The organism is Glutamicibacter sp. MOO4 (assembly GCF_056934395.1).
The window spans coordinates 556,547-579,483 of sequence record NZ_CM167800.1 but is presented as its reverse complement, the minus strand read 5'-3'; the positions used below and the strand labels follow the sequence as shown (position 1 = coordinate 579,483).

Sequence of the window (22,937 nt, the reverse complement as noted above, 5' to 3'; positions counted from 1 at the left end):
AGGCTGCTTTTGGCGCATTAGGGTCACAACGTGTTCGTTCCAACCCCGGTTTCCCGAAAAGTGATGGATTCCTCAAGCAGGTCCATTGCATACCTATTCACGCCTAATCAGCGGATAAGAATCCTCCGGGCTTGGGAGGAAAAAGTGAACGATTGGTTTGAACCGTGCAACATTGCCCCGAATTCGGCGCTAATATTACAGAATGACTAGCATTGATGATTCAGGCGCATCCGTCCTTTCAGAGCCGGAACGCGAGATCCTTACTTGGGATACCTTCGGCGCAGCCTCCCGCGAACTTGCACAGACCGTTGTCGATAGTGGCTTTGAGCCAGACATCGTTTTGGCTGTTGCGCGTGGTGGCCTACTCTTGGCCGGATCGATCTCCTACGCGCTGGGTGTCAAGGCCTGCGGCGCCCTCAACGTCGAGTTCTACACCGGCATCGGCACCGTATTGCCAGAACCAGTAGTTCTGCCTCCAATGCTGGATGACGGCCACCTGCGTGACAAGAAGATCCTGATCGTTGATGACGTCTCGGATTCGGGCCGCACCCTGGAAAAGGTTGTCGAGTTGGTTTCCGCTTGGGGCGCAGAGGTCAAGACCGTTTGCCTCTACACCAAGCCACGCACCATCATGGTTCCAGACTACGAATGGCGCCGCACCGACAAGTGGATCACTTTCCCATGGTCGGATCTGCCACCGGTCACCGCTGGTGGAGCAAAGTAAATATTTTCTGACACTGCAGGGAACGATCTGATGGTCGTTCCCTGCAGTGTTTAATAAGCAACCATCTAATAAGCAACATTAGAATCCGCGAATGCAGATGTCCTAGGCTGAGCCTATGGATCCATCTATTGTGCTGACCGCTCTGACCGAAGCCGACGCAGATTTTATCGCGCAATTGGCTGCCGATAAGAGGATTACTGCCTACATCGGTGACGGTCAGCCATGGAGCGATCAATACACGGGGCAACGTATTGAGGATGCGATAAACAGTCCTGAAATCTCTTGGTTTGTCGCTCGAAGAGACGGTATTAGGGTCGGGTTGTTTACTGCCGTGCAGCGCGAGCAGGCAACCGAAATCGGTTATTGGATTGCCCCAGAATTTTGGGGTCAGGGATTGGCGAAAGCGATCGTAGCACTAGGTATCAAAGCGCTAAATGCGGTGGGCTTTAGCCAGCTGATGGCGCGCGTGATGCCGGAAAACAAAGCGTCGCTCAAGGTACTACAACGCCTTGGGTTCGTGGTCCAAGAAGACACTGCAGAGCTAATTACGATGCGACAAAGCGTCGTTTAGTCGCCGCCATCAAATAGTTAAGGCGCCATGGTTCCACTGGTTGGACGCAATGGATCAACAGGCTCGTCCGTTGGTTGGTAACTAGGTGTCGGTTCATCTTTGAGGTGTGCCCCGGCGCCGCGTTCGATGAAGACTACAACACCCCAGCCAGCAGCGATTAGTGCAGCAATGGCGAGCATTCCAAGAAATAAAATTAGAAGTACCGCACCACAAGAACGTAGACCCTTCACTGCCGGTCACTCCACCTTTGCATCTCGTAGCCCTTTAGAGCTTTCTCAAGATTAATTGTAGTCGCCACTTTCGGGCGCGGTTGCGCACAAGAATGCCCCGGTGCTTGCTCAGATAAAAAAATCGAAACAAACACCGGGGCATCGGCAAACCTGCGTTAGCGCTGAGTAGCACCAAACTTGTCTGCTGCCACTGCGACGGCGGCGGCCCGCGCCTCTGAAGCTTCATCAGCAGTCAGGGTGCGATCAGTAGCTCGGAAGCGAAGACCGAAAGCCAAAGACTTCTTGCCTTCTTCAATACCCTTGCCCTGGTAGACGTCGAAGAGTGCAACATCTTCAAGCAGCTCCCCTGCGCCTTCGCGCAGTGCAGCTAGTACGTCTCCGGCAACGACGTCCTGGTCAACGACCAAGGCGACGTCTTGAGTAGCCAGCGGCTGAGTGGAAAGCTGCGGCGCAACTACCACAGCAGGAGTTGCCTCCATCAGTGCTGCGGCGTTCAGTTCCATAGCCACGGTGCGTGCTGGCAGGTCCGAATCCTTGAGCAGCTGTGGGTGCAATTCACCTGCGTAACCAACAACCTCGCCGGCAACCTTCAAGGTTGCGGCACGGCCCGGGTGGAATGCTTGGTGATTTCCCTGAGCAACTTCGAGCTCTACGCCGAGGATTTCTGCCACGGTGTGGGCCGCGTCCAGTGCGTCAGCCCAATCCCACGCACGTGGCGCGAAGCCGGCCGCAGCCGAAGCCTCGTTACCGGTGAAGACTGCAGCCAAGTGCCATGGCTGGTTAGGTACACCATTGAACAATTCGGCCAGTACTTCATCACTAGGCTTGACGCCCAACGGTGGAAGTACCGAGGAACCGAGCTGCGCTCCTGGCAAGAACACCAGACCGCCCTCGTACAAGGCCAGATCGCGGAAGCCACGGCCAATGTTGCGGCGTGCGGTTTCCAGCAGTCCTGGTAGCAAGCTGGTGCGAAGGAATCGGAATTCCTTGGAGATCGGGTTAGCCAACGAGATGGCCTTGACCTCGGTCCCAGCCTGCGCAGCACCGAAGGTGTTGTTCTGCGACTCGGAGACAAACGGGTAGGACAGAATCTCGGTCAGTCCGGCGTCAGCCAAGCCCTGAAGCAGGCGACGACGCTGCGACTGTGCACGAGTCAAACCACGGCCCGGAGGCGCCACTGGCAAGGTTGCTGGAATCTTGTCGTAGCCAACTACTCGGGCTACTTCTTCAACCAGGTCTTCCTTGATGGCCAGGTCTGGGCGCCAGCTTGGAGCGGTGACCAAGAAGCCAGCACTGTTCTGCTCAACGCTTGCACCGATGCCCTCTAGGGCAGCAACGGTCTGCTCGTCGGTGTAGTCAACACCAATCAGTGCGCCGGCAAAACCAGCAGGCAACTGAATCTGCACGTCGGCTGGCTGCGCGCCAGCGTCGGTGATGTTGGTGGTTTCGGTACCGCCAGCTAGTTCCACCAACAAGTTGACCGCACGCTGTGCTGCAACCTGCATGATGTGTGGATCTACGCCGCGTTCAAAACGCTTGGATGCTTCGGAAGGTAGCTTGTGACGGCGACGTGAACGGCCGATGGATACCGCATCAAAGTGAGCGGCCTCGATCAGCACGCGGCTGGTGGTCCCCGAGACTTCGGTGGACGCTCCCCCCATAACACCGGCAATGCCTAGTGCTCCGGACTCGTCGGTGATCAGCAGGTCCTCGGTGGAGAGCTCGCGCTCCTTGTCGTCCAAGGTGGTTAGCTTCTCGCCAGCGTTGGCGCGGCGCACGGTGATACCACCGGTGAGCTTGTCAGCGTCGTAGAAGTGCAGTGGTGCACCGAGTTCAAGCATGACGTAGTTGGAGATGTCTACGGGTAGAGAAATCGAACGCATGCCAGCCAGCTGTAGGCGTGAAGCCATCCAGCGTGGGGTTGGCAAGCTCGGGTTAATGCCGGTGACTTCGCGGGTGACAAAACGGCTGCAGCCAGGAACGTTGTAGATCGGTGCAGCGTCAGCCAAAGTGACTTCGTGGCCCGCAGCGCTAGCTTCAGAAACAACCACGGTGGTGGTTGGATCGGTGAAGGAAGTGCCGGTGGCCAGTGCGTATTCGCGGGCTACGCCACGAATGGAGAAGCAGTAGCCACGGTCCGGGGTCACATTGATTTCAGCAGCCTGGTCATCAAGTCCGAAGAGCTCGAATGCGTCGGTGCCAACTTCTGGGTCAAGACCGTAGTTGGAAAGCACGATGATGCCGTCGTGGTCATCACCGATGCCCAGTTCGCGCGAGGAAGCGATCATGCCAGCCGAGGTGTGGCCGTAGGTCTTGCGTGGCGAAATCTTGAAGTCACCGGGCAGCACAGCGCCGGGAAGCGTGACAACTACCTTGTCGCCCTCCACAAAGTTGTGCGCACCGCAAACGATGCCCTGTACACCTGTTGGGTCGATGCCCTTACCGGTCAGGGTCTGCTCGGTACCTTCTGGGACCACGCGGACCTGGCACCAGTTGATGGTCTTGCCGTTGGAGGCAACTTCCTTTTCCAAGGAGAGCACCTGGCCAACCACGATCGGGCCCGAAAGCTCGTCGCTGGGACGGTGCACGTCTTCTTCTTCAAGGCCAACCTTTACCAGGTCCGCCATGATGTCTTCGGCCGATGCGTCGGCCGGTACCTGCGCATATTCGCGCAGCCAAGATAGTGGAATACGCATTACTTAGATCTCCATCCCGAAGTGCTGGCTGAAACGGATGTCGCCCTCGATCATGTCGTGCATGTCCGGGACATCGTTACGGAACATGAGCGTGCGCTCAATGCCCATGCCGAAGGCAAAGCCCGAGTACTCTTCAGGGTCAATGCCTGCAGCTCGCAATACGTTCGGGTTGATCATGCCGCAACCGCCCCATTCGATCCAGCGTGGCCCACCCTTGGCACCTGGGTGCCAGATGTCCAGCTCGGCCGATGGCTCGGTGAATGGGAAGTACGCTGGGCGCAGACGGATCTGGGCTTCTTCGCCAAACATCTGGCGAGCGAAGTGCTCCAAGGTGCCGCGCAAGTCGGCCATGGTCAGGCCCTTGTCCACGGCCAGACCTTCAAACTGGTGGAAGACCGGGGTGTGGGTGGCATCCAGCTCATCGGTGCGGAAGGTGCGTCCAGGGCACAATACGTACACTGGCACCTCACGCTGGAGCATGGAGCGAACCTGTACCGGTGAGGTGTGGGTACGCAACACCAGGTGTGCGTCGGCAGGCTCAATGAAGAAGGTATCCTGCATTTCGCGGGCCGGGTGATCCGGCTTGAAGTTCAGCGCGTCGAAGTTGAACCACTCGGATTCAACCTCGGGGCCTTCGGCGATTTCCCAGCCCATGCCAACAAAGATGTCGGACACACGGTCTTGGAGCACCGAGAGTGGGTGGCGTGCGCCAACCGAGCGGCGGCGCGGTGCGGCGGTAACGTCAACGGTCTCTTCAACGAGGATGCGCTCAGCTTCGGCTTCTTCGAGCACCACGGTGCGGGCCGCTAGGGCCTTGTTGACTCGTCCGCGAGCTGAACCTACCAGCTTGCCTGCGATTGCCTTTTCCGTCTTGTCCAGCTTGCCGATTTGGCGGTTGGCCAGTGACAGTGCGGACTTTTCGCCGGTGTGCGAAAGGCGGGCATCTTTGAGTTCGTTCAGGTCTCCAGCAGCTTCGATGGCAGCTAGAGCAGCCTCAACGGCCTGCTGAATTCCTGCTTCATCGGTTGGATGCGGAACATTTGACTCCCCGTCGGGAACTTGTCCAGTTGTCTGATCAGACATGGGATCGATCGATCCTTACTCTTATCTTGTACTTACGCGTAGAACACTTTGGTTCCATTCTATTGCCAAGGGCCCGTGATCGTTTCACCGATGACGGGCCCTTGGCGTGAAGCTTCTTACCTCGAAGCGTTTTTTGCTCGCTTAGTGCGACTCTTTGACACCCTTTGGTGCGAAGACCACCACGAAGATGAGGCTCAAGACCAGCAATGCGCCACCAAAGACCAGCGAGTACAGCAGGCTGTGATCAAATTTGCCGGTGGCCTGGTAGACCTCGGCGCCCTTGACCAGGTCAAAGGTGACGGCCTTGCCATGTACAACGCCTGGACCGTTAGAGGTCACTTCGCCGGGGAAATTTACTTCCAAGTTTGCTTCAGTGAAGTTTTGGTCAACGGTGGCTTTGTCCCCTGGCATGGAGAAGGTAACTTCTTTACCGTCGTCGGCTAGGCCGAACTGGAAGCCGAAGATTTTAAAGGCATCAGCCAACTGGGTGTAAGTCTTGGTGCCGTCGGTTTCGAAGCGCAGGCCCACGTTCTCGCCCTCTTCGACCTTGCTGTAGGTCCACTGACCTTCAATTTCTTTTTCCATGGCAGCGGTGTCCACGGTGGCAGCGAGCACTTCGTCCAGGCTCTGACCCTGAAGATTTTCCTTGTTTATGGTTACTTCAACAACGCCGGTGGTCTTGTCCTGACCAACAACGTTGATTTCTGCGTTCATGTTGACGCAACCGGACAGGGCTAGGACTGCGGTAAAGACCAGCGCGATAACGCTGAACACTTTCTTCACTGAAAAGGGCTCCTCAGAATTTTTTGGTAGTTTGTTGCAATGTCTCAATGGGCATTCATTCAAGCTTACGCGTCTTTAGCCAACGGGCCCTCGACGGGCCTGGGCTAGGCATGCCGTGACGATTGGGGCATCAGCAGGGATCCATGGGACCAGCTGCTGCATGCTCTGATCTAGGTCCAACCAGGCCAGCTGGTCGTGACCGTCCAGAGTCTGGGCATCACCTTCGATAATCTGAGCGAACCACATGCGCATGGCCGCCGAATCGTTCAGTTGCCAACCTTGGGCGTGCGGTCCGGGAATCAAAGCACCAAGCTGGATCTTTACGCCTAGCTCTTCGTGCAGTTCTCGGTGCACGGCTGCGATTTCGCTCTCCCCCGGTTCCACTTTGCCGCCAGGGAATTCCCATAGTCCGGCCAAAGATTCGGGGCGATTGCGCCTAGCAGCTAATAGTTTGGTTGGTGAGTGCAGGTCATCAACGATGGCTACGGCGACAATTTGCTTCAGGTTTTGTGCTCTATCCATGCTTAGTCCTGCTTGGCTGAATGCTGCGCACGAGCCGAGGCATACAAACAAACAGTGGCTGCGGTGCCAACGTTCAAGGATTCAGCGACTCCGTAGAGTGGCACAGCAATGCTGTGATCTGCTGCCTGCTTTTCGCCCTCGTCTAGGCCCTGACCTTCATTGCCAAAGAGCCATAGGGTTGGTGCTTCCAAAGCTGGCTCACCAGCTGCCGGGGCAGCGCCGGTGCCGTGTGCACGCAAGACGGCGGCGTCTTGCAAGGCATCCAGGTCTAGGGAACCATAACCGTCGGCTGCTAGCACTTGGCTTCCGGTAGTCTTAGCGGCTTCAACGAGGTGCTCAAATTCGATGTTGTTCAGCACCGGCAGGTGGAACAGTGAACCAACGGTGGATCGTACGGCTTTGGGGTTGTAGATATCTACGCTGCCCTTGGTCAGGATTACCGCGTCGGCTCCGGCTGCGTCTGCAGCACGAAGTACGGTTCCGGCGTTGCCTGGATCCTGCACGCGGCACAAAACTGCGATGAGTTTTGGTTTGGTGGCCAGCACTTCACTCAGTTGTGGTTGCGCGATGGCAGCAACGGCCAATATGCCCTGTGGGGTCTGGGTACCAGCCATGGCGTGCAGTACCTCGCCGGTGACAATCCGGGTAGGTACTTGGGCCTGATCAAGAAGCTGATCAAACTCCTCGTGGCTTTCGAGGAAACCGCCCACTACATAGACAGCCTGGACGAGATTATCGTCCTCAAGGTGGGCCTTAAGTGCTTCTCGCACCGCTTGGGGTCCTTCGACGAGGAACTCCCCGGTAGCTTCACGCCCCTTGCGGTTGGCCAGGCGGGCCACGGCCTTTACTTTCTCGGCGCGCGGATTGGTCATCACTTCAGCGGAAAAACTGCTCATATATCGAGAATACCGGTAGAAACACTAATGGGTGGGTTCCGCGTAAACGCGGTACCCACCCATCGGTGTGATCTGTCCTACCTGAGCCTTAGCTCAAAGGGAGAAAAGATTTACTTCATCTGCTGGCGGGATTCTCCACCAGCTGGTTCGAAGCCTGCAGCCTTAGCAGCTTCGATCGAGTTGAACCAGAACTCTGCTTCAGTCTGCTCGTACCAGGTCGAACCTGGAACGTGGTACTTGTTCGAGTCGGCATTGCCCTTGATTACGAAGCCTTCTGGAGCATCCTGGCCTTCAACAGCCTTGAATACGCCTTCGCCCTCGGTGGACTTTGCAGCAGCCTTTGGAGCCTTTGCAGCCTTAGGTGCCTTAGCAGCCTTTGGAGCAGCAACTTCAGCAGCACCGCGTGGAGCGTTGACGTCAGCTGGAAGAGCTTCCTTTGCAAGCTTTACCAAGGTAGCGAAAGCGTTCGAGTCCGAAACAGCCAGCTCTGCGAGCATACGACGGTCAACCTCGATCTCAGCAGCCTTCAGGCCCTGGATCAGACGGTTGTAGGTCATGCCGTTGGCGCGGGATGCAGCGTTGATGCGCTGGATCCACAGGCGACGGAAGTCACCCTTACGCTTACGACGGTCGTTGAAGCTGTAAACGAACGAGTGGAGCAACTGCTCCTTAGCCTTACGGTACAGGCGCGAACGCTGACCGCGGTAACCCTTTGCGCGTTCCAGAACGACGCGACGCTTCTTGTGGGCGTTTACTGCCCGCTTCACACGTGCCACGTGTGTACTCCTTCAAGTCGGTTCCCCAGTGCTTGCACTATGCAAGGTGGGAGAAATCTATGGTGGTGGGGTTATAACTTCCCCGTGTTGCGAAAGGGAGAGCTTAGAGGCCCAGCATCCGCTTGATGGTCTTTACATCGGCCTTAGCGACGATCTGGTCAGAAGCCAGGCGACGAGTAACGCGCGAGGACTTGTGCTCCAGGTAGTGGCGACGGTTGGCCTGCTGGCGAGCGAGCTTACCGCTACCGGTGAGCTTGAAGCGCTTCTTGGCGCCACTGTGAGTCTTGAACTTCGGCATAGCTGCCGTTCTCCTAACGTGCTCCATCCGGCAAAATTACCGAATGGGGATCATCCGAAGCGGGCCCCGTTGAGGTGACCGCTGTTGTTCTCTTGTAGTTGGATCTTCCGAAAAGGAAGATCCTTCACCATAAACGGTGACGGGCTCGAAAGCCCAACAGGCTTGGCTAGGCGTCGCCTTCAGCTGCCTGACGCGCCTGCTCCAACTTGGCGCGGGCTTCGTCATCCATTGAAGCGGCAACGTTCTGGCCCTCGGTCTCAGCTGGAGCGTCGGTGCGGATCTTGCGCTTAGCCGAATCACGGCCACCGGACTTCTGCTGCTGCTGTTGTTCGCGGCGAGCCTCTGCCTTGTTCTTCAGCGGACCAACAACCATAACCATATTTCGGCCATCGATGCGTGGGCTGGATTCGATCAATCCGACCTCAGCGACGTCTGCTGCAAACTTTTCTAGCAAGCGGATACCCATCTCTGGACGCTGCTGTTCACGACCGCGGAACTGGATCATGGCTTTCACCTTGTCACCAGCGCCCAGGAAGCGCAGTGCATGCCCAACCTTGGTCTCGTAGTCGTGAGTATCGATCTTTAGACGGAAGCGTACTTCCTTCAAGATCGTGTTGGTCTGGTTCTTACGAGCTTCACGAGCCTTGACAGCGGCTTCGTACTTGTACTTGCCAAAGTCCATCAGTTTGCACACTGGAGGCTTGGCGTTGGGTGCCACCTCGACCAAGTCCAGATCGGACTCATGAGCCAAACGAAGCGCGTCCTCGATGCGGACGATGCCTACCTGCTCACCATTGGGGCCGACGAGACGTACCTCTGGCACGCGAATGCGCTCATTAATGCGTGGATCGCTGATGTGTCACTCCTGAAATTCGTAATCATAACCGCAAACGAAGAAGGCCCCCGTCTGCGATTGCAGGCGAAGGCCAAAAGAGAAACGACATAACGATAGGCGCAAATATTTGCGCCTGCGTTTTCAGATTGCATTACTGCGATCCTGCCGAGGTACCCGGAAGCCTGGAAACGGCGACAGCGGGTGGGAGATGGCCTCCACTTGCATGGCTCAATACTAGTACGAATCTCTTGTCCAGAACTAACTGAACGTCATGAGAAGTACCGGCATCGAGTCGGTCTGTGACAAGCTTAGCAGTATGAGTACCGAAGACACCAACTCGCATCAGCACCTCGTCGATCAGCAGGTGCGCGACATCGCCGAAGTTCCGGCCGTAGAAATCATCACCACCGCAGCTGTTCACCTGATGAGCGCCGCAGCAGTTAAATGCGGCCTTGCTGAAGGCGCAGACGCCGAAGAACTAAAAGATCTAGACGAAGCACGCAAGCTCATCACCGCGCTTGCAGGCCTAGTCACCGCTGGCGCACCGGAGATTGGCTCGCAGCACGCAGCTCCTCTGCGCGACGGTCTGCGCAGCCTCCAGCTGGCATTCCGCGAAGCTTCACTGATCCCAGATGCCCCCGGCAAGGGTCCAGGCGAGAAGTACACCGGCGCTGTCAACTAAGAAATTTTCGCAGTTTTTAAGAGATTAACATCATGGGCTCGACTCCACTTTGGAGCGGGCCCATTGTTGTCTCCGCCACGTCGAATCGGCCTTTCCTGCAAATGCGTGAGCGCTAGTGTTGGATTATGAAGATCCTTGAACAGCCAACACTCGATGCCAACTCGTTTCGTTTGCGTCCCTTTTTGGACAACGACGTTGTGGCGGTTCAGCAAGCTTCAGCAGATCAGTACATTTCACACATCACTACCCTTGCCTTTGAATCAACGCGTGAACAAGCTCTGAGCTTTATTCAGCGCCAACGCCAACGGGTCATCGACAAAACCGGCTATTCCTTCGCCATTGCCGATGCAGGATCTGATCTGGTTGTCGGTCAGATTGGATTATGGCTACGCAACGCTGACCGGGGTCGGGCCAGTATCGGGTATTGGATCGCCAAGGAGCATCGTGGCCGTGGCATCATCACTCGCGCACTAGAAACCCTCAGCATCTGGGGTTTGGCGCATCCGGGCATTCATCGCCTCGAACTTTATGTAGAGCCGTGGAATCTGGCTTCATGGCACGCAGCGCAAGCCTGCGGCTTTGAACGGGAGGGATTACTTCGCGGTTGGGAAATTATCAACGGCAAACCCAAGGACCTCTACATGTACTCACGACTGAGCTGACAACTTTCGGTCATGCCGCCGATTAGACGGTGGTTTCCCAACGACGTTTCTGAGCACGGCGTACCCGGCGACGAATCTGCTGGGCAGCCAACGCAACGAGCACAACCACTGCGGCCATGACACCAATGGCGACAAAGGCGTAATCAGGACCGACGTTGTCGACAAATAGTCCGGTGACCGGGGAGCCCAAAGCGGTACCGGCGGTCATGGCAGAGCCATACCAACCCATGGCTTCGCCACGGCGCTTTTCTGCCACCAGATCCGTGAGCCATTCTGAGGCAGCGGACAATGTCGGGGCGCAAAGGAAGCCTGGCAAAGCGGAGAGCAAAGCCAAGGACCATGTATCCCACGCGAAGTACATGGGAATGGTCAAGATCGCCATGAACAGCAAGAGCAATAGTGGCGAGACAACGCGCTTCATGGATCCGTAGATGAGTCCACCGATCAGCGAGGCCCCGCACCAGAAGAAGAAGACCAGACCCAACTGGTTGCTTTGCATTGATGCATCAAGCTCCGCGACGATCGATACTTCGGTTCCGGTCAACAGCATGCCAGCACCGGCCGAGGCAATGAATACGGCCAGGACCGAAGCGCTAACCCAGTTGAACCGGCTTTTAAATGCCCGCCCACGTTTCTTGATGCGGGATCGCGCCGATTTCCAGCCGGCCAAGATCAGCTCGCCTTCAACCTCTTGAACACCCATCGGTGCTGCGGCGATAAAGCTGGCTTCCGCACCGAGACGTTCTTCATGAGCGTTAGACCGCAAGGCTATGGCCTTCGGGTCATCACTTCGTGTTGGAGGATTCAGGATCATCAAGGCAAAACCGGCTAGAGATGCGGTAACACCAATAACGCTCAGTCCGATAACGCTGCTGATCTGGGTAGCGACGATCCCTGCGCTGGCAGGTCCAACAATGAATACGAGTTCCGTAGCGGTGGCATCCAAAGCAAAGGCCGTGCGACGTTGCTCTCCGGTGGTCATGATTCCCAGAGCTGTACGCACCACGGAGAATACCGGCAGAGCGAAAAGGCCACCGATGAAAGCCAAAGGATAAACCCAGACCAGCGGCACGTGCGGTACGGTGCACCAAACGATGGTCTCAACGATCACCGAGGGAAGCATGGCTCGGCGCAGGCCCCAGGTGTCAACGCGAGCACCACGCCATGGCGCACCGATAGCAATACCAACAGTCATCAATGCGGTGACAAGGCCAGCTGATACCCATGACTGGTCTAGGTCATTTACTAGGTGCAAGAGCAACAACATGCTCAATGCCGAGTGAGGAAGTCGGGCAATCATGCCGATCAGCAACAACAGCGCAATCTGCGGCTGACGCAAAATCTGCAAATAGCTTTTCATGCCCGAAGTGTTCCTTTGCTAGGTAAGGAGCCCGCCGAGTCTAGCTAGGCGCGCTGTGCAAACTAAGTTCTAAAGAATCCACCGCTTCGGTGAATTCGGAGTTTTGGGACAGTCGTCCCTGAATTGCGCTGGTAATTTCCTGCGCTTGGCTAGGGCTTGTCCCCTGTGCGAAAACAAACTGTAAATTAAGTTCTGGTCCGGAACCACCGCCAAGAACGACTTGGCCGTCCTTGGTTCTTGAGCCTACTCCCCTGCCCGGCGCCAGCTTCACTGCCTGCAACTGCGTGAAACCTTCGGTGGCGTTTTGGACTAGGTTGGCGATCTGCTGATTCTGATAACTCGGAATCCATTCGATCTGTTTGGCTAGGTTCCAGACCCCGGGTCGTCGAAGGACAAAGGTAAATTCGCTACCAGGGTCTAGAACTAGTAGTTGGCAATCTTCGCTGACCGCTGAGAGTGCTGCGCGGGGAGCAAATACTGCCACCGGACGAGCTTCCTTATGCCAAGCCTGAAGTCGTTCCACCGTGGTGAAAATTGGAAGCGCCATACGACCATCCGGTGCTTTGATTTTCACCAGTGCCATGTCGGCTTCTTTATCAGCGGCGAAGCCGTGGTCACCCATAGCTTCTTCGCCTAGCTGAGCTACAACGGCAACAAACACTCGGGCTGAGGACATGGCCTTGTGAACTTCCAGCTCGGAACCGCGACCGGCTTGTAGCTCAGTCAGTGCCGCCATGACTTTTGCGTCGGCGCTGCCGTCGTCTTTATCAAAGTTATGTAGCGGGTTGCCCTCACCGCTAAGGTCGCGTCCATCCCAACTCTGACCTGCCGAGTCGGCGGGTGAACCGGCCTGCGCCAGCGCGGCGACGATGTGTCCCGGCAGGTGGCGTTTAGGCGCTGATTCGTTGTGCTCCGTGCTCATAAGTCCATGCTATCTGGGGAATCGATGTTGGTGCAGGGTAGTTTTGATTCTTCATTCATGAGCTTGAACACCACTTGTCGATGACGTCAGTCAATAATTGCCCAATTCGCTAGCTAGTTACCGTCATTTGGGTCAGCTGCAGTGAGTTCAATTTCAGAACAAAAAATTGACGGTTTGAAAGCCTAGGCTTTCAAACCGTCAATAGTGAAGATCAGCTCGCGTTAGCGACGACCGGCAACGTCCAGCGCTTCTTGAAGCGTGAACTGACCAGAGTACAAAGCCTTGCCCATAATTGCGCCTTCGATACCCTCAGGAACAAGTTCGCGCAATACCCGCAGATCCTCTAGCGAAGAGATTCCGCCGGAAGCTACAACAGGCTTATTGGTCTTAGTAGCAATCTCGCGAAGCAATTCAACATTTGGTCCGCGCAAGGTGCCGTCCTTGGTTACGTCAGTTACGACGTAGCGGGCGCATCCTGCGTCTTCCAAACGTGCCAGAACTTCCCATAGATCGCCACCGTCTTTGGTCCATCCGTGGCCTGAAAGCGTAGTGCCTCGCACGTCCATGCCCACAGCAATTTTATCGCCATGGCGAGCAATCGCCTTTTTGGTCCATTCAGGGTTTTCAAGTGCCGCGGTGCCAAGGTTCACGCGAGTGGCACCGAACTCCAACGCACGGTCCAAGGACGCATCGTCGCGGATACCGCCGGAGAGCTCAACCTTGATGTTCAGTTCCTGTGCGATGCGCTGGACAATCTCGACGTTGCTGCCACGATCAAATGCCGCGTCCAAATCAACGAGGTGGAGCCACTCAGCTCCAGCGTTCTGCCATGAAAGTGCGGCTTCTAACGGGTCGCCATAGCCAGTCTCGGAGCCCGCTTCGCCCTGAACTAGGCGCACGGCCTGTCCTCCGGCGATGTCTACGGCAGGCAAAAGTTCGAGGATTGGTTGCTCGCTCATAATGTCCTTAGTGAAGTAGCGAATGTTCTAAAGGGTCAGTATCCACGCGGCGATGATGCTCATGCCTGCGAGTACCCAGAGTGCGATAACCCAAGAGATATGGGCCTTTTGGCTTTTGAGGGAGATGGCGCCACCTGCGAGGAAAGCACCGACGAACCCAAGCACGATAGTCCACATGTTTAGAGGGTGTCCAACCAGTTGCGCAACAGTCGGGCTCCAGCGTCGCCAGACTTTTCGGGATGGAACTGAACGGCCGACAGCGGACCGTTTTCGACTGCAGCGACGAACGGAGTTCCGTGCGTACTCCACGTGACCTGCGGTGGTGTCATGGCAGGCTGAGTAACGTCAAATTCCCACTTCTGCACTGCGTATGAGTGAACAAAGTAGAATCGTTCGTTTTCAACGCCAGCAAAAAGCTTGCTTCCCTCTGGAGGCTGTACGGTGTTCCATCCCATGTGCGGGATAACATCGGACTTCAGACGCTCCACAGTTCCCGGCCACTCGCCGATGCCCTCGGTTTTCACCCCGTGCTCCACGCCTTGTTCAAAGAACACTTGGTGGCCAACGCAGATACCCAAGACTGGCTGTCCTCCGGCAATGCGGCGACCAATCCAGCGAAGCGATCCGGTAGCGGTGAGTTGTTCCATGACCGATGCGTAGGCACCTACGCCTGGAACGACTAGACCGTCAGCAGCAACAATTTTCTTTGGATCCGCCGTGAGTTCAACCGACGCGCCAGCAGCTTCCAGCGCACGAACGGCAGATCGGACGTTGCCCGAACCGTAGTCGAGAACTACTACATTTTTCTTTGCCACTTAAAGGGCACCCTTCGTGGATGGAATCTTGTCGCCCATGCGCTCATCAAGTTCGACTGCTTCGCGCAGTGCACGAGCAAATGACTTGAACTGAGCTTCAACGATGTGGTGCGGGTCGCGGCCAGAGAGGACCTCGATGTGTGCACAAATCTGAGCGTGGAATGTGATGGCTTCAAATACGTGGCGAGTCATCGATCCGGTGAAGTGACCACCAATAAGGTGGTATTCCTGACCAGCTGGTTCACCGGAGTGCACCAGGTACGGACGACCGGAAACGTCGACCACTGAACGAGACAACGCCTCATCTAGTGGCGCGTACGAGGTGCCGAACCGACGAATTCCCGCCTTATTACCAAGGGCTACACGCAGAACCTCACCGATGGTGATCGCGGTGTCTTCAACGGTGTGGTGCACATCGATGTGAGTGTCACCCGTGGCTCGCACGGTGAGATCGATCAGCGAATGCTTAGACAACGCCGTAAGCATGTGGTCGTAAAACGGCACAGAGGTGCTGATCTCAGAAACGCCAGTTCCGTCGAGATCTAGCTCAACAAAAATCGACGATTCGCTGGTGACGCGTTCCATGCGGGCGCGACGTGCGCCAATCAATTCGGCAGACATGTCTTCCTTCGCTTGATCCTGATTAGTTGTCCGCGCCGAGCAGTTCGGCGAGACGATCCAAGAATGCTGTAGTTTCTGATTCGGTTCCGGCAGTTACGCGCAGCGTACCCGGGATCCCATTGTCGCGGACAATGATGCCAGCTTCCAGCAACCCCTCCCAGATGGAGTGGGGATCAGCGAGCCCGCCAAAAAAGACAAAGTTGGAGTCTGAGACTGAGGGTTTGAGACCCAATTCCTTGAGACGATCAACAATTCGGTCACGCTGGGTTTTGATGTCCTCAACCTGAGCAAGCAACAATTCAATGTTTTTCAGGGCCGCGATGGCCGTTGCTTGGGTGACTGCCGAGAGGTGATAAGGCAATCGAACCAAACGAATCGCATCGGTTACTTCTGGCGCTGCCGCTAGGTAACCCACGCGGGCTCCAGCCAGACCGAAGGCCTTGGACATGGTCCGCGAAACGATCAGACGCTGTCGGCCTTCAAGCAAGGTGAGTGCTGATTTAGTACTTGCCAGGGAGAACTCGGCGTACGCTTCATCGACGATGACTACACCATTGTGTTCGCTCATTGCGTCGTACACTTCGGTGATGACATCAAGCCCGAGAGCGGTGCCGGTTGGGTTATTGGGGGAACAAAGGAAAACGATGTTCGGTTTGTTTTTGCGAACCTGTTCGGCGGCGGACTGCGCAGAGAGCGTGAAGTCTTCTGCCCGTTCTCCTGCGATGTACGCGGTGTCAGTACCGCTGGCCAGCAACGGGTACATGGAATAGGTTGGGCCAAAGCTCATTAGGCTTCGGTTCGGACCACCGAATGCTTGCAAAATTTGTTGCAGAATCTCGTTGGAACCGTTGGCGGCCCACATGTTCTCTGCAGTTAGTCCGTGGCCAAGATAGTCGGCCAGCAATTCACGAAGTTCGGTGAATTCGCGATCAGGGTATCGATTAAGAGTTGTCGCAGCTTTGGCGACTTCTTGTGCGATGGCTTCCACGACCGTAGTTGGCAATGGATGGGTGTTCTCGTTGACATTCAGCTGGATGGGCACGTCGATTTGTGGTGCGCCATATGGGGATAGCCCGCGGAGATTCTCACGCAAGGGCAGCTGACTCAAAAGTTCACTGCGGTCATTCACGCAACAAGTCTACGTGTGGACGGGCTTGGGCAGTGAATCCGCTACGAACCAAGGTAACAATCGCTTGACCACGTTTTACCTTTAGCCAGCAAGCACTGGAATCGACAGCGAGTCGCCGACATGAATCTGAGTGCCATCAAGCGAGTTCATTTCCGAGATGTGACTAACGGCTGAGGTGACGTCGTAACCTTCAGCGTATTCGCTGGCCAGACTCCAGAGCGTATCGCCAGGGATGACGGTTACGTCTACCGTTTCAACTCCCTCAGGTACTTCCGATGATGCGTGAGCATCCGACGCGAACATCGAGAAGAAGAAGGCCGCGGCGACAGTTAAGGCGAACACTGGAATCCCGATAAGGACGGCCCAGCCCCGGCGGTTGATGCGGATCTTCATTGGTGAACGGGTTTCGTTTGAGTCAAGTGCGACAGTTGCCATGACTATGTCTCCTCAGAAATAGTTGTGATGCGAAGTTGTGTTCGATGATTTAGATTCGAAGACTTGTTCGAATCTAGTACATCTGTTCTAACAGAGCTTTGTCGAACTTGTCCAGAAGTTTTCGAACAAATCTTTGAAAGAACGGAACTTATCTACTAAGATTTCGAAGTAGACGAGCAATGAAAACATCACACCATCTAGCTCCGACAGTTTGGACTCACGAACTTTCGACTGCTTGCTAGGGAAGGCAAACTCTCATGTCAGCTTCACAACGCACTCCGCGATCGAATGCCCGTTCGCTGACGATTCGCCAAAAGAAGATCCTGGAAACGATCCAACGGTCTATCGGAAAGAACGGCTATCCACCATCGATGCGTGAGATTGGTGACTCCGTTGGCCTCAAGAGCTTGTCTAGCGTCACTCATCAGTTGAGCCAACTCGAAAAGCTCGGATACATTCGGCGCGACCCTCGACGTCCCCGCGCAATGGAAATCCTTCTTCCGCTGCAGTTGGCTGACGATAAGGACGAGTCACAGACAACGGAAGTACCCGCTACTGCCGCTGCCGACGATGCCATGGTGATCGAGCTCAGTACTTCAGCCGACACCACCATGGTTCCTTTAGTTGGTCGAATTGCCGCAGGTGGTCCGATCCTTGCCGATCAGTCCGTGGAAGATGTTTTCTCGTTGCCACGCCAGCTAGTGGGTCATGGAGAACTGTTCATGCTCAAGGTTTCAGGCGACTCAATGGTCGACGCTGCGATTTGCGACGGTGACTGGGTAGTTGTTCGTCGTCAGCAGACTGCAGATAATGGCGACATTGTTGCCGCTTTACTGGACGAAGAAGCGACTGTAAAGACTTTCCGTCAGCGCGACGGTCACACTTGGCTGTTGCCGCAGAACTCCCGCTACGAGCCTATTCTTGGTGATGCGGCCACGATCATGGGCCGTGTTGTTTCGGTAATGCGTTCGCTCTAAATAGAGATCTGATCAATGTGGGGCAGATGCCATTGGCATCTGCCCCACATCGTCTAGCTAAATCAATTTCGACTGTCGGACTCACAAGCAGCAGCTGCACTGAATATCATCCAGCGCTGGACTGCAGCCGAGAGCCTGCGTGGTTCCTGATCTACCAAACTGTTGGCGGTCGCCACGACCATCGTGCGTGCTGTCGACCGCGTCCTGCCATCAAGGCGCACATCATTAGCGGCCAGGGCCAGATACCTGACCAAGATTCCAGCAAACAAGTTGCCGTCGCCACCGCCGTTCAGCGAAAGCGCACCGGTGCTGTCGGTCAAGTATTGTGCACTGGCGTGGATCAGCATTGTTGAGTGCTCTAAATCAGCATCTGATCCCAACTCCAGCAAAGCGCCTAGAACCGGCCCTTGGTTATAGGTATAGAGCGCGTCCTCGATCCTGTGCCCGTCCGGCACCAACCGCAGCCCGTCCAAGTACAGCCCGCTGTCAATGCTAAACAGTCTTGCCCGTAGCCAGCTAAGTAGCTTCCGTGATTGGTCGCGTTCACCATTCCGGGCAAAAAATAGAGCGGCTGGTGCGTTAGCCGGCGCGTTTTTGAAGTCCTTCTTCCGGGACCAATACATTCCACCATCTAGGACATCGTCAATGGCTCCGTTGAGCTGTTTTCTCAAAGTGGTGACAGCCTGTTTGGCATTAGCTGAGCTGTGACCATCAAGGCGACGTGAGAATGAAAGTAATCTTTGGCTCGCCAAAGCTAGCCAAGCCATGTCATCAAAAAAGTAGTTTGGGAAGACACCGAAGTTCCGCAGCCGGATCCCCCGCAATAGCTCGACGGCTCGCTGAAGTTCCCGGTGCGCTGCATCTAAGTCATTGTCAGCCAGGTAGGCATAGCCGTCGTCGATGATGGCATCTAGGTAATGAGCCTGCCACCAGTAATTCCACTCGCGTAGCGGATGCGAAATCCCGTTGAGGTCACTGAGCATGCTGCCGTCACGAAGCTGGTGCGCCTTGCTGTACGGCAGCCCAATCCACGTTCCGGGCAGTCCAAGAAGACGTTGCCCAAAACGTGAGTGGGTGTCTTGCGCGGCGGTGCGGGCAAGTGTCTTCCAAGACTCCATAGTGCCTTCCGGAGATAAAGATTCCTCTACTTGGCACAGACATTAGCATCTGGCGTAAATGAATCTAGATGGCGCACCGTAGGTGCTTACGCCTACTTCTCTTCTTCGGGTTTGAGCCGCTCTAGGACACCGGTAATAACCTTCTTATCCACGGTGGGCCACATCGGTGGCAGCGTGGCCTTCAAGAAGCTGCCATAGCGTGCAGTGGCCATGCGTGAATCCAAAACCGCCACAACTCCGCGGTCATTGATAGAGCGAATGAGTCGTCCTGCACCCTGCGCCAACCGGATGGCAGCATGAGTCGCTGAGACCTGCATAAAGCCATTGCCGCCGTGTTTAGCAACATCCTCGGTGCGGGCTTTAGAAATCGGGTCATCCGGACGCGGGAAGGGAATCTTGTCGATGATCACGAGTCGGCAGGAATCTCCGGGTACGTCGACACCTTGCCACAGGGTCATCGTGCCAAAGAGACAGGTGTCGCGTTCAGCTGCAAACTGTTCAACCAAGGATTTCATGCTTGCTTCGCCCTGGCACAGAATCTCCACGTCCAATCGTTCCCGAAGGATGCTGGCAGCTTCCTCTGCTGAGCGTTTGGAAGTGAATAGCGCCAGTGCGCCACCGCCCGAGGCCTTGATCAGGTCCTCGATTTCGTCCAAGGTCTCCGCGGCTAGCTGCCGGCCCGGCTTGGGTAGGTGCTTGGCAACGTAGAGAATGCCCTGCTTTGGGTAGTCAAATGGACTACCTACGTCAACGCCGGTCCAGGTCGGAGCTCCTGCACCCATCAATCCCAAGGAACCCGCTACCGCATCAAACTGCGAACCGATAGCCAGTGTTGCGCTGGTCAGCACTACAGTGCGGCCGTCGAATAGCCCCTCTCGGAGCTTTCCCGCCACCGACAATGGTGCCACGTTGAGTGTTGCCGGTTGCGAATCGTCAGCTTCAACATATCCGCGGCCTTCCACAAATTCGCGTGGTCGAGTTGTGTAGAGGACTTCTCGGCGTTCTTCGGATTCAAGCATACGGATGGCATCATCCATCACTGCCTGCATCTGGGATCGAGCGGTCTGCCGTCCGCCATCTGCTGGTGCATTGGCTTCCGGTTTGGACAATGCAAGAATGAGCCGGGCCTGCTCCACAATGTCGTTGAGGGCAATGCCCATATCCTCACGCAGACCCTGTTCTAGCAGGCCGGTAGGAATTCCGGTCAAAGACTTTTCAAGCCGGTTGGAAGCCTTGACCATCTCATCTACGTTGACTCCGCAATGGCGTTTAGCACCGCCTGCGGCTGTCATTACGGTACGCGCCGACAATGCTCCAGAGACCGAGCTTGTCACTCGGTCTTGAAGCTCGTGGGCCTCGTCAATGATTGCTACTTCAAAGTCTGGAAGTACCGACAGGCCTTCGAAAGCTGAGACGGCTAGCAAGGCGTGGTTGGTAATCACGACGTCTGCTTCAGATGCCCGCGCGCGAGCCATCTCGGAGAAGCATTCGTCTGCCATGGGGCACTTTTGAGATCCCAGGCATTCCATTGCTGAAACTGAAACCTGTTTCCATGCCTTGTCGCTGACGCCAGGAACCAGTTCGTCACGGTCACCGGTATCGGTACGATCAGCCCATTCACGAAGCTTTAAGACTTCGCTGGCTAGCGGTGAGTAGGTCGTGCCCGCAGGGACGGCCGGCTCATCCATAGTGAACAGCGTGCCTTCATCATCTGGGTATCCGCCGCCGAGTTTATATTGGCACAGATAATTTGAGCGCCCCTTGAGCAGGGCGACATCCATGGGACGCGAGAGCTTGCCCTTGAGAGATTCGAGTAACCGTGGCACGTCACGACCGACAATCTGCGCCTGCAGTGCCAGCGTAGCGGTGGAGACAATCACTGGCTTAGCGCTAGTTTGCGCGTGAGCCAGCGCCGGAATCAGGTAGCCCATGGACTTACCCGTTCCGGTGCCGGCCTGCACCAGCAAGTGTTCTTCATCTTCCAAGGCGGTCACCACATGCTTGACCATTTCCTGTTGGCCCGTGCGCATGGCACCACCCATGGAAGTGACCGCGGCCTCGAGAAGTTCCAGGGCCTGCTCTTGCTTATCCATGAATGTTGAAGTTCTCCAACTCTGCAGCCAAGGAATCACGTACCTTGACGATCATCCGAGTGCCATCATCTAAATATTCACTTTCCAGAATTTCAGATTCACTCTGGTGTAGCTTCGCGATCAAATCCCCACGGTTGTAAGGAATAAGAACTTCAAGCTGAATTCCGGGTCGTGGAATCAAGGCGCTGATCTTTTCAAGCAGCTCTTCAATTCCTTCACCCGTGTGCGCCGAAACCACCGACGTGTTCGATTCACGGTTACGGATACGTTCAATGACAAATGGGTCAGCAACATCGGCTTTGTTCAGCACAATAACTTCAGGGATGTTCAGTGCGTCAACTTCGCCGAGCACCGTGCGTACCGCTTGAATCTGTCCTTCGGGATCCGGATGCGCAGCGTCAACCACGTGCAAGATCAGATCCGAATCCGCGATTTCTTCCAAGGTTGAGCGGAAGGCTTCCACCAGCTGTGTTGGAAGGTTCGACACAAAACCGACCGTGTCGGCCAGGGTGTAGGTCAGACCGTCTTCCGTGGAGGACTGACGCACGGTTGGATCCAAGGTGGCGAACAGTGCGTTCTCCACCAAAACCCCAGCGTTAGTCAGGCGATTAAGCAACGAGGACTTCCCGGCGTTGGTGTATCCAGCGATAGCTACAGCCGGAACTTCGTTGCGTTTTCGGTTGGCGCGCTTGGCCTCACGAGCCGGCTTCATCGCCTTGATTTCACGGCGAAGCTTGGCCATGCGGTCGCGAATACGGCGGCGATCCATTTCAATCTTGGTTTCACCAGGTCCACGCGAACCGATACCGCCACCGGCAGCACCAACACGGCCACCAGCCTGACGAGACATCGACTCACCCCAACCGCGAAGGCGTGGCAGAAGATATTCAAGCTGAGCAAGCTCGACCTGAGCTTTACCCTCACGGGATGCCGCATGCTGTGCAAAGATATCGAGAATCAAGCTGGTGCGGTCAATAACCTTGACCTTGACGATATCCTCCAGCGCACGGCGCTGGGAAGGTGCCAGTTCGGCGTCAACAACAACGGTATCGGCGCCGGTTGAGGCAACGATTCCGCGCAGTTCTTCAGCCTTGCCTGATCCAAGGAAGGTCGAAGGGTCTGGCTTGCTGCGTCGCTGAACGACGCCGTCAAGAACCTCAGAGCCAGCGGTCTCAGCCAGTGCAGCTAGTTCACGCAGGGAGTTTTCGGCATCAGTAACTGTGCCTTCGTTCCAAATGCCGGCAAGGACTACGCGTTCTAGGCGCAGCTGGCGATACTCAACCTCGGTAACGTCTTCCAGCTCGGTAGACAGGCCGGCAACACGACGCAGAGCGCGTCGCTCAGCTAGATCGTCTTGGTCTCCGTCGAACTGGGACAGGCCAGAAGAGAAACGGTTCAGCGCTGTAGCTTGGCCGGAGAAGATTGAAGAATCTTCCTCGCCGAAGTGCTGGATTTGTGGACTCTGGGCTTCATCAGCTTCGAGGATCCGGTCGATAGCGGCCTGGATCTGGGCATCATCCATTGATGCCGAATCGTGCTCGTGTGACTCGGAGTTAGTCATGGTCTCCTTAGAAGTACTTCGCTTTCCAGAATAGTGCCGAGGACCCCCACTTCGCGACGTGGCGCGTTGGGAGTCAGTCGTTTCATCACTCATTCGTAATCCTTTGCAAAGGCAATCAAATCTGCAGTTAGTCAGGTGAATGCTGGGTTACCGAGGCGCAAAGTCGATTGGCAAGGAGTGTGATGCACA

25 protein-coding genes are annotated in these 22,937 nt (G+C 55.9%); 5 read left to right on the top strand and 20 right to left on the bottom strand.

Annotated features, from left to right (window positions below; genetic code table 11):
- Positions 1-202: 202 nt before the first annotated feature.
- Positions 203-724: a phosphoribosyltransferase gene (locus AC1Z3F_RS02695; protein WP_131089899.1), complete on the top strand. Its 522-nt coding sequence runs from the start codon at positions 203-205 to the stop codon at positions 722-724.
- A 115-nt stretch (positions 725-839) separates the two neighbouring features.
- Entirely contained in the window at positions 840-1,295 is a 456-nt protein-coding gene (locus AC1Z3F_RS02690) for a GNAT family N-acetyltransferase (RefSeq protein ID WP_131089900.1), read from the top strand.
- A gap of 17 nt (positions 1,296-1,312) precedes the next feature.
- Here AC1Z3F_RS02690 and AC1Z3F_RS02685 read toward each other — a convergent pair whose 3' ends face one another.
- From AC1Z3F_RS02685 to infC, 9 genes are all read right to left on the bottom strand, one after another.
- Positions 1,313-1,474: a hypothetical protein gene (locus AC1Z3F_RS02685; RefSeq protein WP_165477351.1), complete on the bottom strand. Its 162-nt coding sequence runs from the start codon at positions 1,472-1,474 to the stop codon at positions 1,313-1,315.
- A gap of 206 nt (positions 1,475-1,680) precedes the next feature.
- Positions 1,681-4,221: a phenylalanine--tRNA ligase subunit beta gene (gene pheT / locus AC1Z3F_RS02680; protein ID WP_131089901.1), complete on the bottom strand. Its 2,541-nt coding sequence runs from the start codon at positions 4,219-4,221 to the stop codon at positions 1,681-1,683.
- A 3-nt stretch (positions 4,222-4,224) separates the two neighbouring features.
- Positions 4,225-5,304 carry a phenylalanine--tRNA ligase subunit alpha gene (locus tag AC1Z3F_RS02675; RefSeq protein ID WP_131089902.1) on the bottom strand — a complete coding sequence of 360 codons (1,080 nt, stop codon included), beginning with the start codon at positions 5,302-5,304 and terminating at the stop codon, positions 4,225-4,227.
- Positions 5,305-5,445: 141 nt separating this feature from the next.
- Entirely contained in the window at positions 5,446-6,087 is a 642-nt protein-coding gene (locus tag AC1Z3F_RS02670; protein ID WP_131089903.1) for an LppM family (lipo)protein, read from the bottom strand.
- Between the two features lie 75 nt (positions 6,088-6,162).
- Positions 6,163-6,609, bottom strand: coding sequence for a (deoxy)nucleoside triphosphate pyrophosphohydrolase (locus AC1Z3F_RS02665; RefSeq protein ID WP_131089904.1), 447 nt, complete (start codon positions 6,607-6,609; stop codon positions 6,163-6,165).
- Between the two features lie 2 nt (positions 6,610-6,611).
- Positions 6,612-7,481, bottom strand: coding sequence for a TrmH family RNA methyltransferase (locus AC1Z3F_RS02660; RefSeq protein WP_483566520.1), 870 nt, complete (start codon positions 7,479-7,481; stop codon positions 6,612-6,614).
- Between the two features lie 134 nt (positions 7,482-7,615).
- On the bottom strand, positions 7,616-8,281 hold the full coding sequence (rplT, locus tag AC1Z3F_RS02655) for a 50S ribosomal protein L20, sunset domain variant (protein WP_131089906.1): 666 nt from the start codon (positions 8,279-8,281) through the stop codon (positions 7,616-7,618).
- Positions 8,282-8,384: 103 nt separating this feature from the next.
- Positions 8,385-8,579: a 50S ribosomal protein L35 gene (gene rpmI, locus AC1Z3F_RS02650; RefSeq protein ID WP_013348480.1), complete on the bottom strand. Its 195-nt coding sequence runs from the start codon at positions 8,577-8,579 to the stop codon at positions 8,385-8,387.
- Between the two features lie 166 nt (positions 8,580-8,745).
- On the bottom strand, positions 8,746-9,402 hold the full coding sequence (gene infC, locus AC1Z3F_RS02645) for a translation initiation factor IF-3 (RefSeq protein WP_242632564.1): 657 nt from the start codon (positions 9,400-9,402) through the stop codon (positions 8,746-8,748).
- Positions 9,403-9,730: 328 nt separating this feature from the next.
- On the opposite strand from infC, the gene AC1Z3F_RS02640 reads away from it, so the two are divergent.
- Both AC1Z3F_RS02640 and AC1Z3F_RS02635 read left to right on the top strand, forming a co-directional pair.
- The gene (locus tag AC1Z3F_RS02640; protein ID WP_131089908.1) at positions 9,731-10,096 is read left to right on the top strand and encodes a DUF1844 domain-containing protein; all 366 of its coding nucleotides are present in this window, start codon (positions 9,731-9,733) and stop codon (positions 10,094-10,096) included.
- Between the two features lie 125 nt (positions 10,097-10,221).
- Positions 10,222-10,758: a GNAT family N-acetyltransferase gene (locus AC1Z3F_RS02635; protein WP_131089909.1), complete on the top strand. Its 537-nt coding sequence runs from the start codon at positions 10,222-10,224 to the stop codon at positions 10,756-10,758.
- Positions 10,759-10,780: 22 nt separating this feature from the next.
- Here AC1Z3F_RS02635 and AC1Z3F_RS02630 read toward each other — a convergent pair whose 3' ends face one another.
- The 8 genes from AC1Z3F_RS02630 to AC1Z3F_RS02595 all read right to left on the bottom strand — a co-directional run bounded on the left by AC1Z3F_RS02630 (position 10,781) and on the right by AC1Z3F_RS02595 (position 16,999).
- A complete protein-coding gene (locus tag AC1Z3F_RS02630) occupies positions 10,781-12,118 on the bottom strand; it encodes an MFS transporter (RefSeq protein ID WP_131089910.1) in 1,338 nt (445 codons plus the stop codon).
- Between the two features lie 40 nt (positions 12,119-12,158).
- Positions 12,159-13,040: an SseB family protein gene (locus AC1Z3F_RS02625; RefSeq protein ID WP_131089911.1), complete on the bottom strand. Its 882-nt coding sequence runs from the start codon at positions 13,038-13,040 to the stop codon at positions 12,159-12,161.
- A gap of 221 nt (positions 13,041-13,261) precedes the next feature.
- Positions 13,262-13,999, bottom strand: a complete 738-nt coding sequence (gene priA / locus AC1Z3F_RS02620; RefSeq protein WP_131089912.1) for a bifunctional 1-(5-phosphoribosyl)-5-((5-phosphoribosylamino)methylideneamino)imidazole-4-carboxamide isomerase/phosphoribosylanthranilate isomerase PriA — start codon at positions 13,997-13,999, stop codon at positions 13,262-13,264.
- Positions 14,000-14,026: 27 nt separating this feature from the next.
- Positions 14,027-14,176, bottom strand: a complete 150-nt coding sequence (locus AC1Z3F_RS02615) for a hypothetical protein (protein ID WP_165477352.1) — start codon at positions 14,174-14,176, stop codon at positions 14,027-14,029.
- 2 nt (positions 14,177-14,178) lie between these two features.
- Positions 14,179-14,814, bottom strand: coding sequence for an imidazole glycerol phosphate synthase subunit HisH (gene hisH, locus AC1Z3F_RS02610; RefSeq protein ID WP_131089913.1), 636 nt, complete (start codon positions 14,812-14,814; stop codon positions 14,179-14,181).
- Positions 14,815-15,435 (bottom strand): imidazoleglycerol-phosphate dehydratase HisB, encoded by a 621-nt coding sequence (gene hisB, locus AC1Z3F_RS02605; protein ID WP_262198073.1) that lies wholly within the window; start codon positions 15,433-15,435, stop codon positions 14,815-14,817.
- 22 nt (positions 15,436-15,457) lie between these two features.
- Positions 15,458-16,564, bottom strand: coding sequence for a histidinol-phosphate transaminase (locus tag AC1Z3F_RS02600; RefSeq protein ID WP_131089915.1), 1,107 nt, complete (start codon positions 16,562-16,564; stop codon positions 15,458-15,460).
- A gap of 81 nt (positions 16,565-16,645) precedes the next feature.
- The gene (locus tag AC1Z3F_RS02595) at positions 16,646-16,999 is read right to left on the bottom strand and encodes a LysM peptidoglycan-binding domain-containing protein (RefSeq protein WP_131089916.1); all 354 of its coding nucleotides are present in this window, start codon (positions 16,997-16,999) and stop codon (positions 16,646-16,648) included.
- Between the two features lie 257 nt (positions 17,000-17,256).
- On the opposite strand from AC1Z3F_RS02595, the gene lexA reads away from it, so the two are divergent.
- Complete coding sequence (gene lexA, locus AC1Z3F_RS02590) at positions 17,257-17,976, top strand: transcriptional repressor LexA (protein WP_131089917.1); 720 nt, start codon at positions 17,257-17,259, stop codon at positions 17,974-17,976.
- Between the two features lie 62 nt (positions 17,977-18,038).
- Here the strand turns inward: lexA and AC1Z3F_RS02585 are convergent, their stop codons facing one another.
- The 3 genes from AC1Z3F_RS02585 to hflX all read right to left on the bottom strand — a co-directional run bounded on the left by AC1Z3F_RS02585 (position 18,039) and on the right by hflX (position 22,748).
- A complete protein-coding gene (locus AC1Z3F_RS02585; RefSeq protein WP_262198074.1) occupies positions 18,039-19,094 on the bottom strand; it encodes a glycoside hydrolase family 76 protein in 1,056 nt (351 codons plus the stop codon).
- A gap of 92 nt (positions 19,095-19,186) precedes the next feature.
- Positions 19,187-21,187, bottom strand: coding sequence for an ATP-dependent DNA helicase (locus tag AC1Z3F_RS02580; RefSeq protein ID WP_131089919.1), 2,001 nt, complete (start codon positions 21,185-21,187; stop codon positions 19,187-19,189).
- Entirely contained in the window at positions 21,180-22,748 is a 1,569-nt protein-coding gene (gene hflX, locus AC1Z3F_RS02575; RefSeq protein ID WP_131089920.1) for a GTPase HflX, read from the bottom strand. The genes AC1Z3F_RS02580 and hflX overlap by 8 nt, the downstream gene beginning before the upstream one ends.
- Positions 22,749-22,937 lie beyond the last annotated feature (189 nt).

Bases quoted from the DNA above. Each gene is read 5' to 3' on its own strand.
- AC1Z3F_RS02695 (WP_131089899.1), top strand. From the start codon at position 203: ATGACTAGCATTGATGATTCAGGCGCATCCGTCCTTTCAGAGCCGGAA.
- AC1Z3F_RS02690 (WP_131089900.1), top strand. From the start codon at position 840: ATGGATCCATCTATTGTGCTGACCGCTCTGACCGAAGCCGACGCAGAT.
- AC1Z3F_RS02685 (WP_165477351.1), bottom strand. From the start codon at position 1,474: ATGCTCGCCATTGCTGCACTAATCGCTGCTGGCTGGGGTGTTGTAGTC.
- pheT (WP_131089901.1), bottom strand. From the start codon at position 4,221: ATGCGTATTCCACTATCTTGGCTGCGCGAATATGCGCAGGTACCGGCC.
- AC1Z3F_RS02675 (WP_131089902.1), bottom strand. From the start codon at position 5,304: ATGTCTGATCAGACAACTGGACAAGTTCCCGACGGGGAGTCAAATGTT.
- AC1Z3F_RS02665 (WP_131089904.1), bottom strand. From the start codon at position 6,609: ATGGATAGAGCACAAAACCTGAAGCAAATTGTCGCCGTAGCCATCGTT.
- AC1Z3F_RS02660 (WP_483566520.1), bottom strand. From the start codon at position 7,481: ATGACCAATCCGCGCGCCGAGAAAGTAAAGGCCGTGGCCCGCCTGGCC.
- rpmI (WP_013348480.1), bottom strand. From the start codon at position 8,579: ATGCCGAAGTTCAAGACTCACAGTGGCGCCAAGAAGCGCTTCAAGCTC.
- AC1Z3F_RS02640 (WP_131089908.1), top strand. From the start codon at position 9,731: ATGAGTACCGAAGACACCAACTCGCATCAGCACCTCGTCGATCAGCAG.
- AC1Z3F_RS02635 (WP_131089909.1), top strand. From the start codon at position 10,222: ATGAAGATCCTTGAACAGCCAACACTCGATGCCAACTCGTTTCGTTTG.
- AC1Z3F_RS02630 (WP_131089910.1), bottom strand. From the start codon at position 12,118: ATGAAAAGCTATTTGCAGATTTTGCGTCAGCCGCAGATTGCGCTGTTG.
- AC1Z3F_RS02625 (WP_131089911.1), bottom strand. From the start codon at position 13,040: ATGAGCACGGAGCACAACGAATCAGCGCCTAAACGCCACCTGCCGGGA.
- priA (WP_131089912.1), bottom strand. From the start codon at position 13,999: ATGAGCGAGCAACCAATCCTCGAACTTTTGCCTGCCGTAGACATCGCC.
- AC1Z3F_RS02615 (WP_165477352.1), bottom strand. From the start codon at position 14,176: ATGTGGACTATCGTGCTTGGGTTCGTCGGTGCTTTCCTCGCAGGTGGC.
- hisB (WP_262198073.1), bottom strand. From the start codon at position 15,435: ATGTCTGCCGAATTGATTGGCGCACGTCGCGCCCGCATGGAACGCGTC.
- AC1Z3F_RS02595 (WP_131089916.1), bottom strand. From the start codon at position 16,999: ATGGCAACTGTCGCACTTGACTCAAACGAAACCCGTTCACCAATGAAG.
- lexA (WP_131089917.1), top strand. From the start codon at position 17,257: ATGTCAGCTTCACAACGCACTCCGCGATCGAATGCCCGTTCGCTGACG.
- AC1Z3F_RS02585 (WP_262198074.1), bottom strand. From the start codon at position 19,094: ATGGAGTCTTGGAAGACACTTGCCCGCACCGCCGCGCAAGACACCCAC.
- AC1Z3F_RS02580 (WP_131089919.1), bottom strand. From the start codon at position 21,187: ATGGATAAGCAAGAGCAGGCCCTGGAACTTCTCGAGGCCGCGGTCACT.
- hflX (WP_131089920.1), bottom strand. From the start codon at position 22,748: ATGACTAACTCCGAGTCACACGAGCACGATTCGGCATCAATGGATGAT.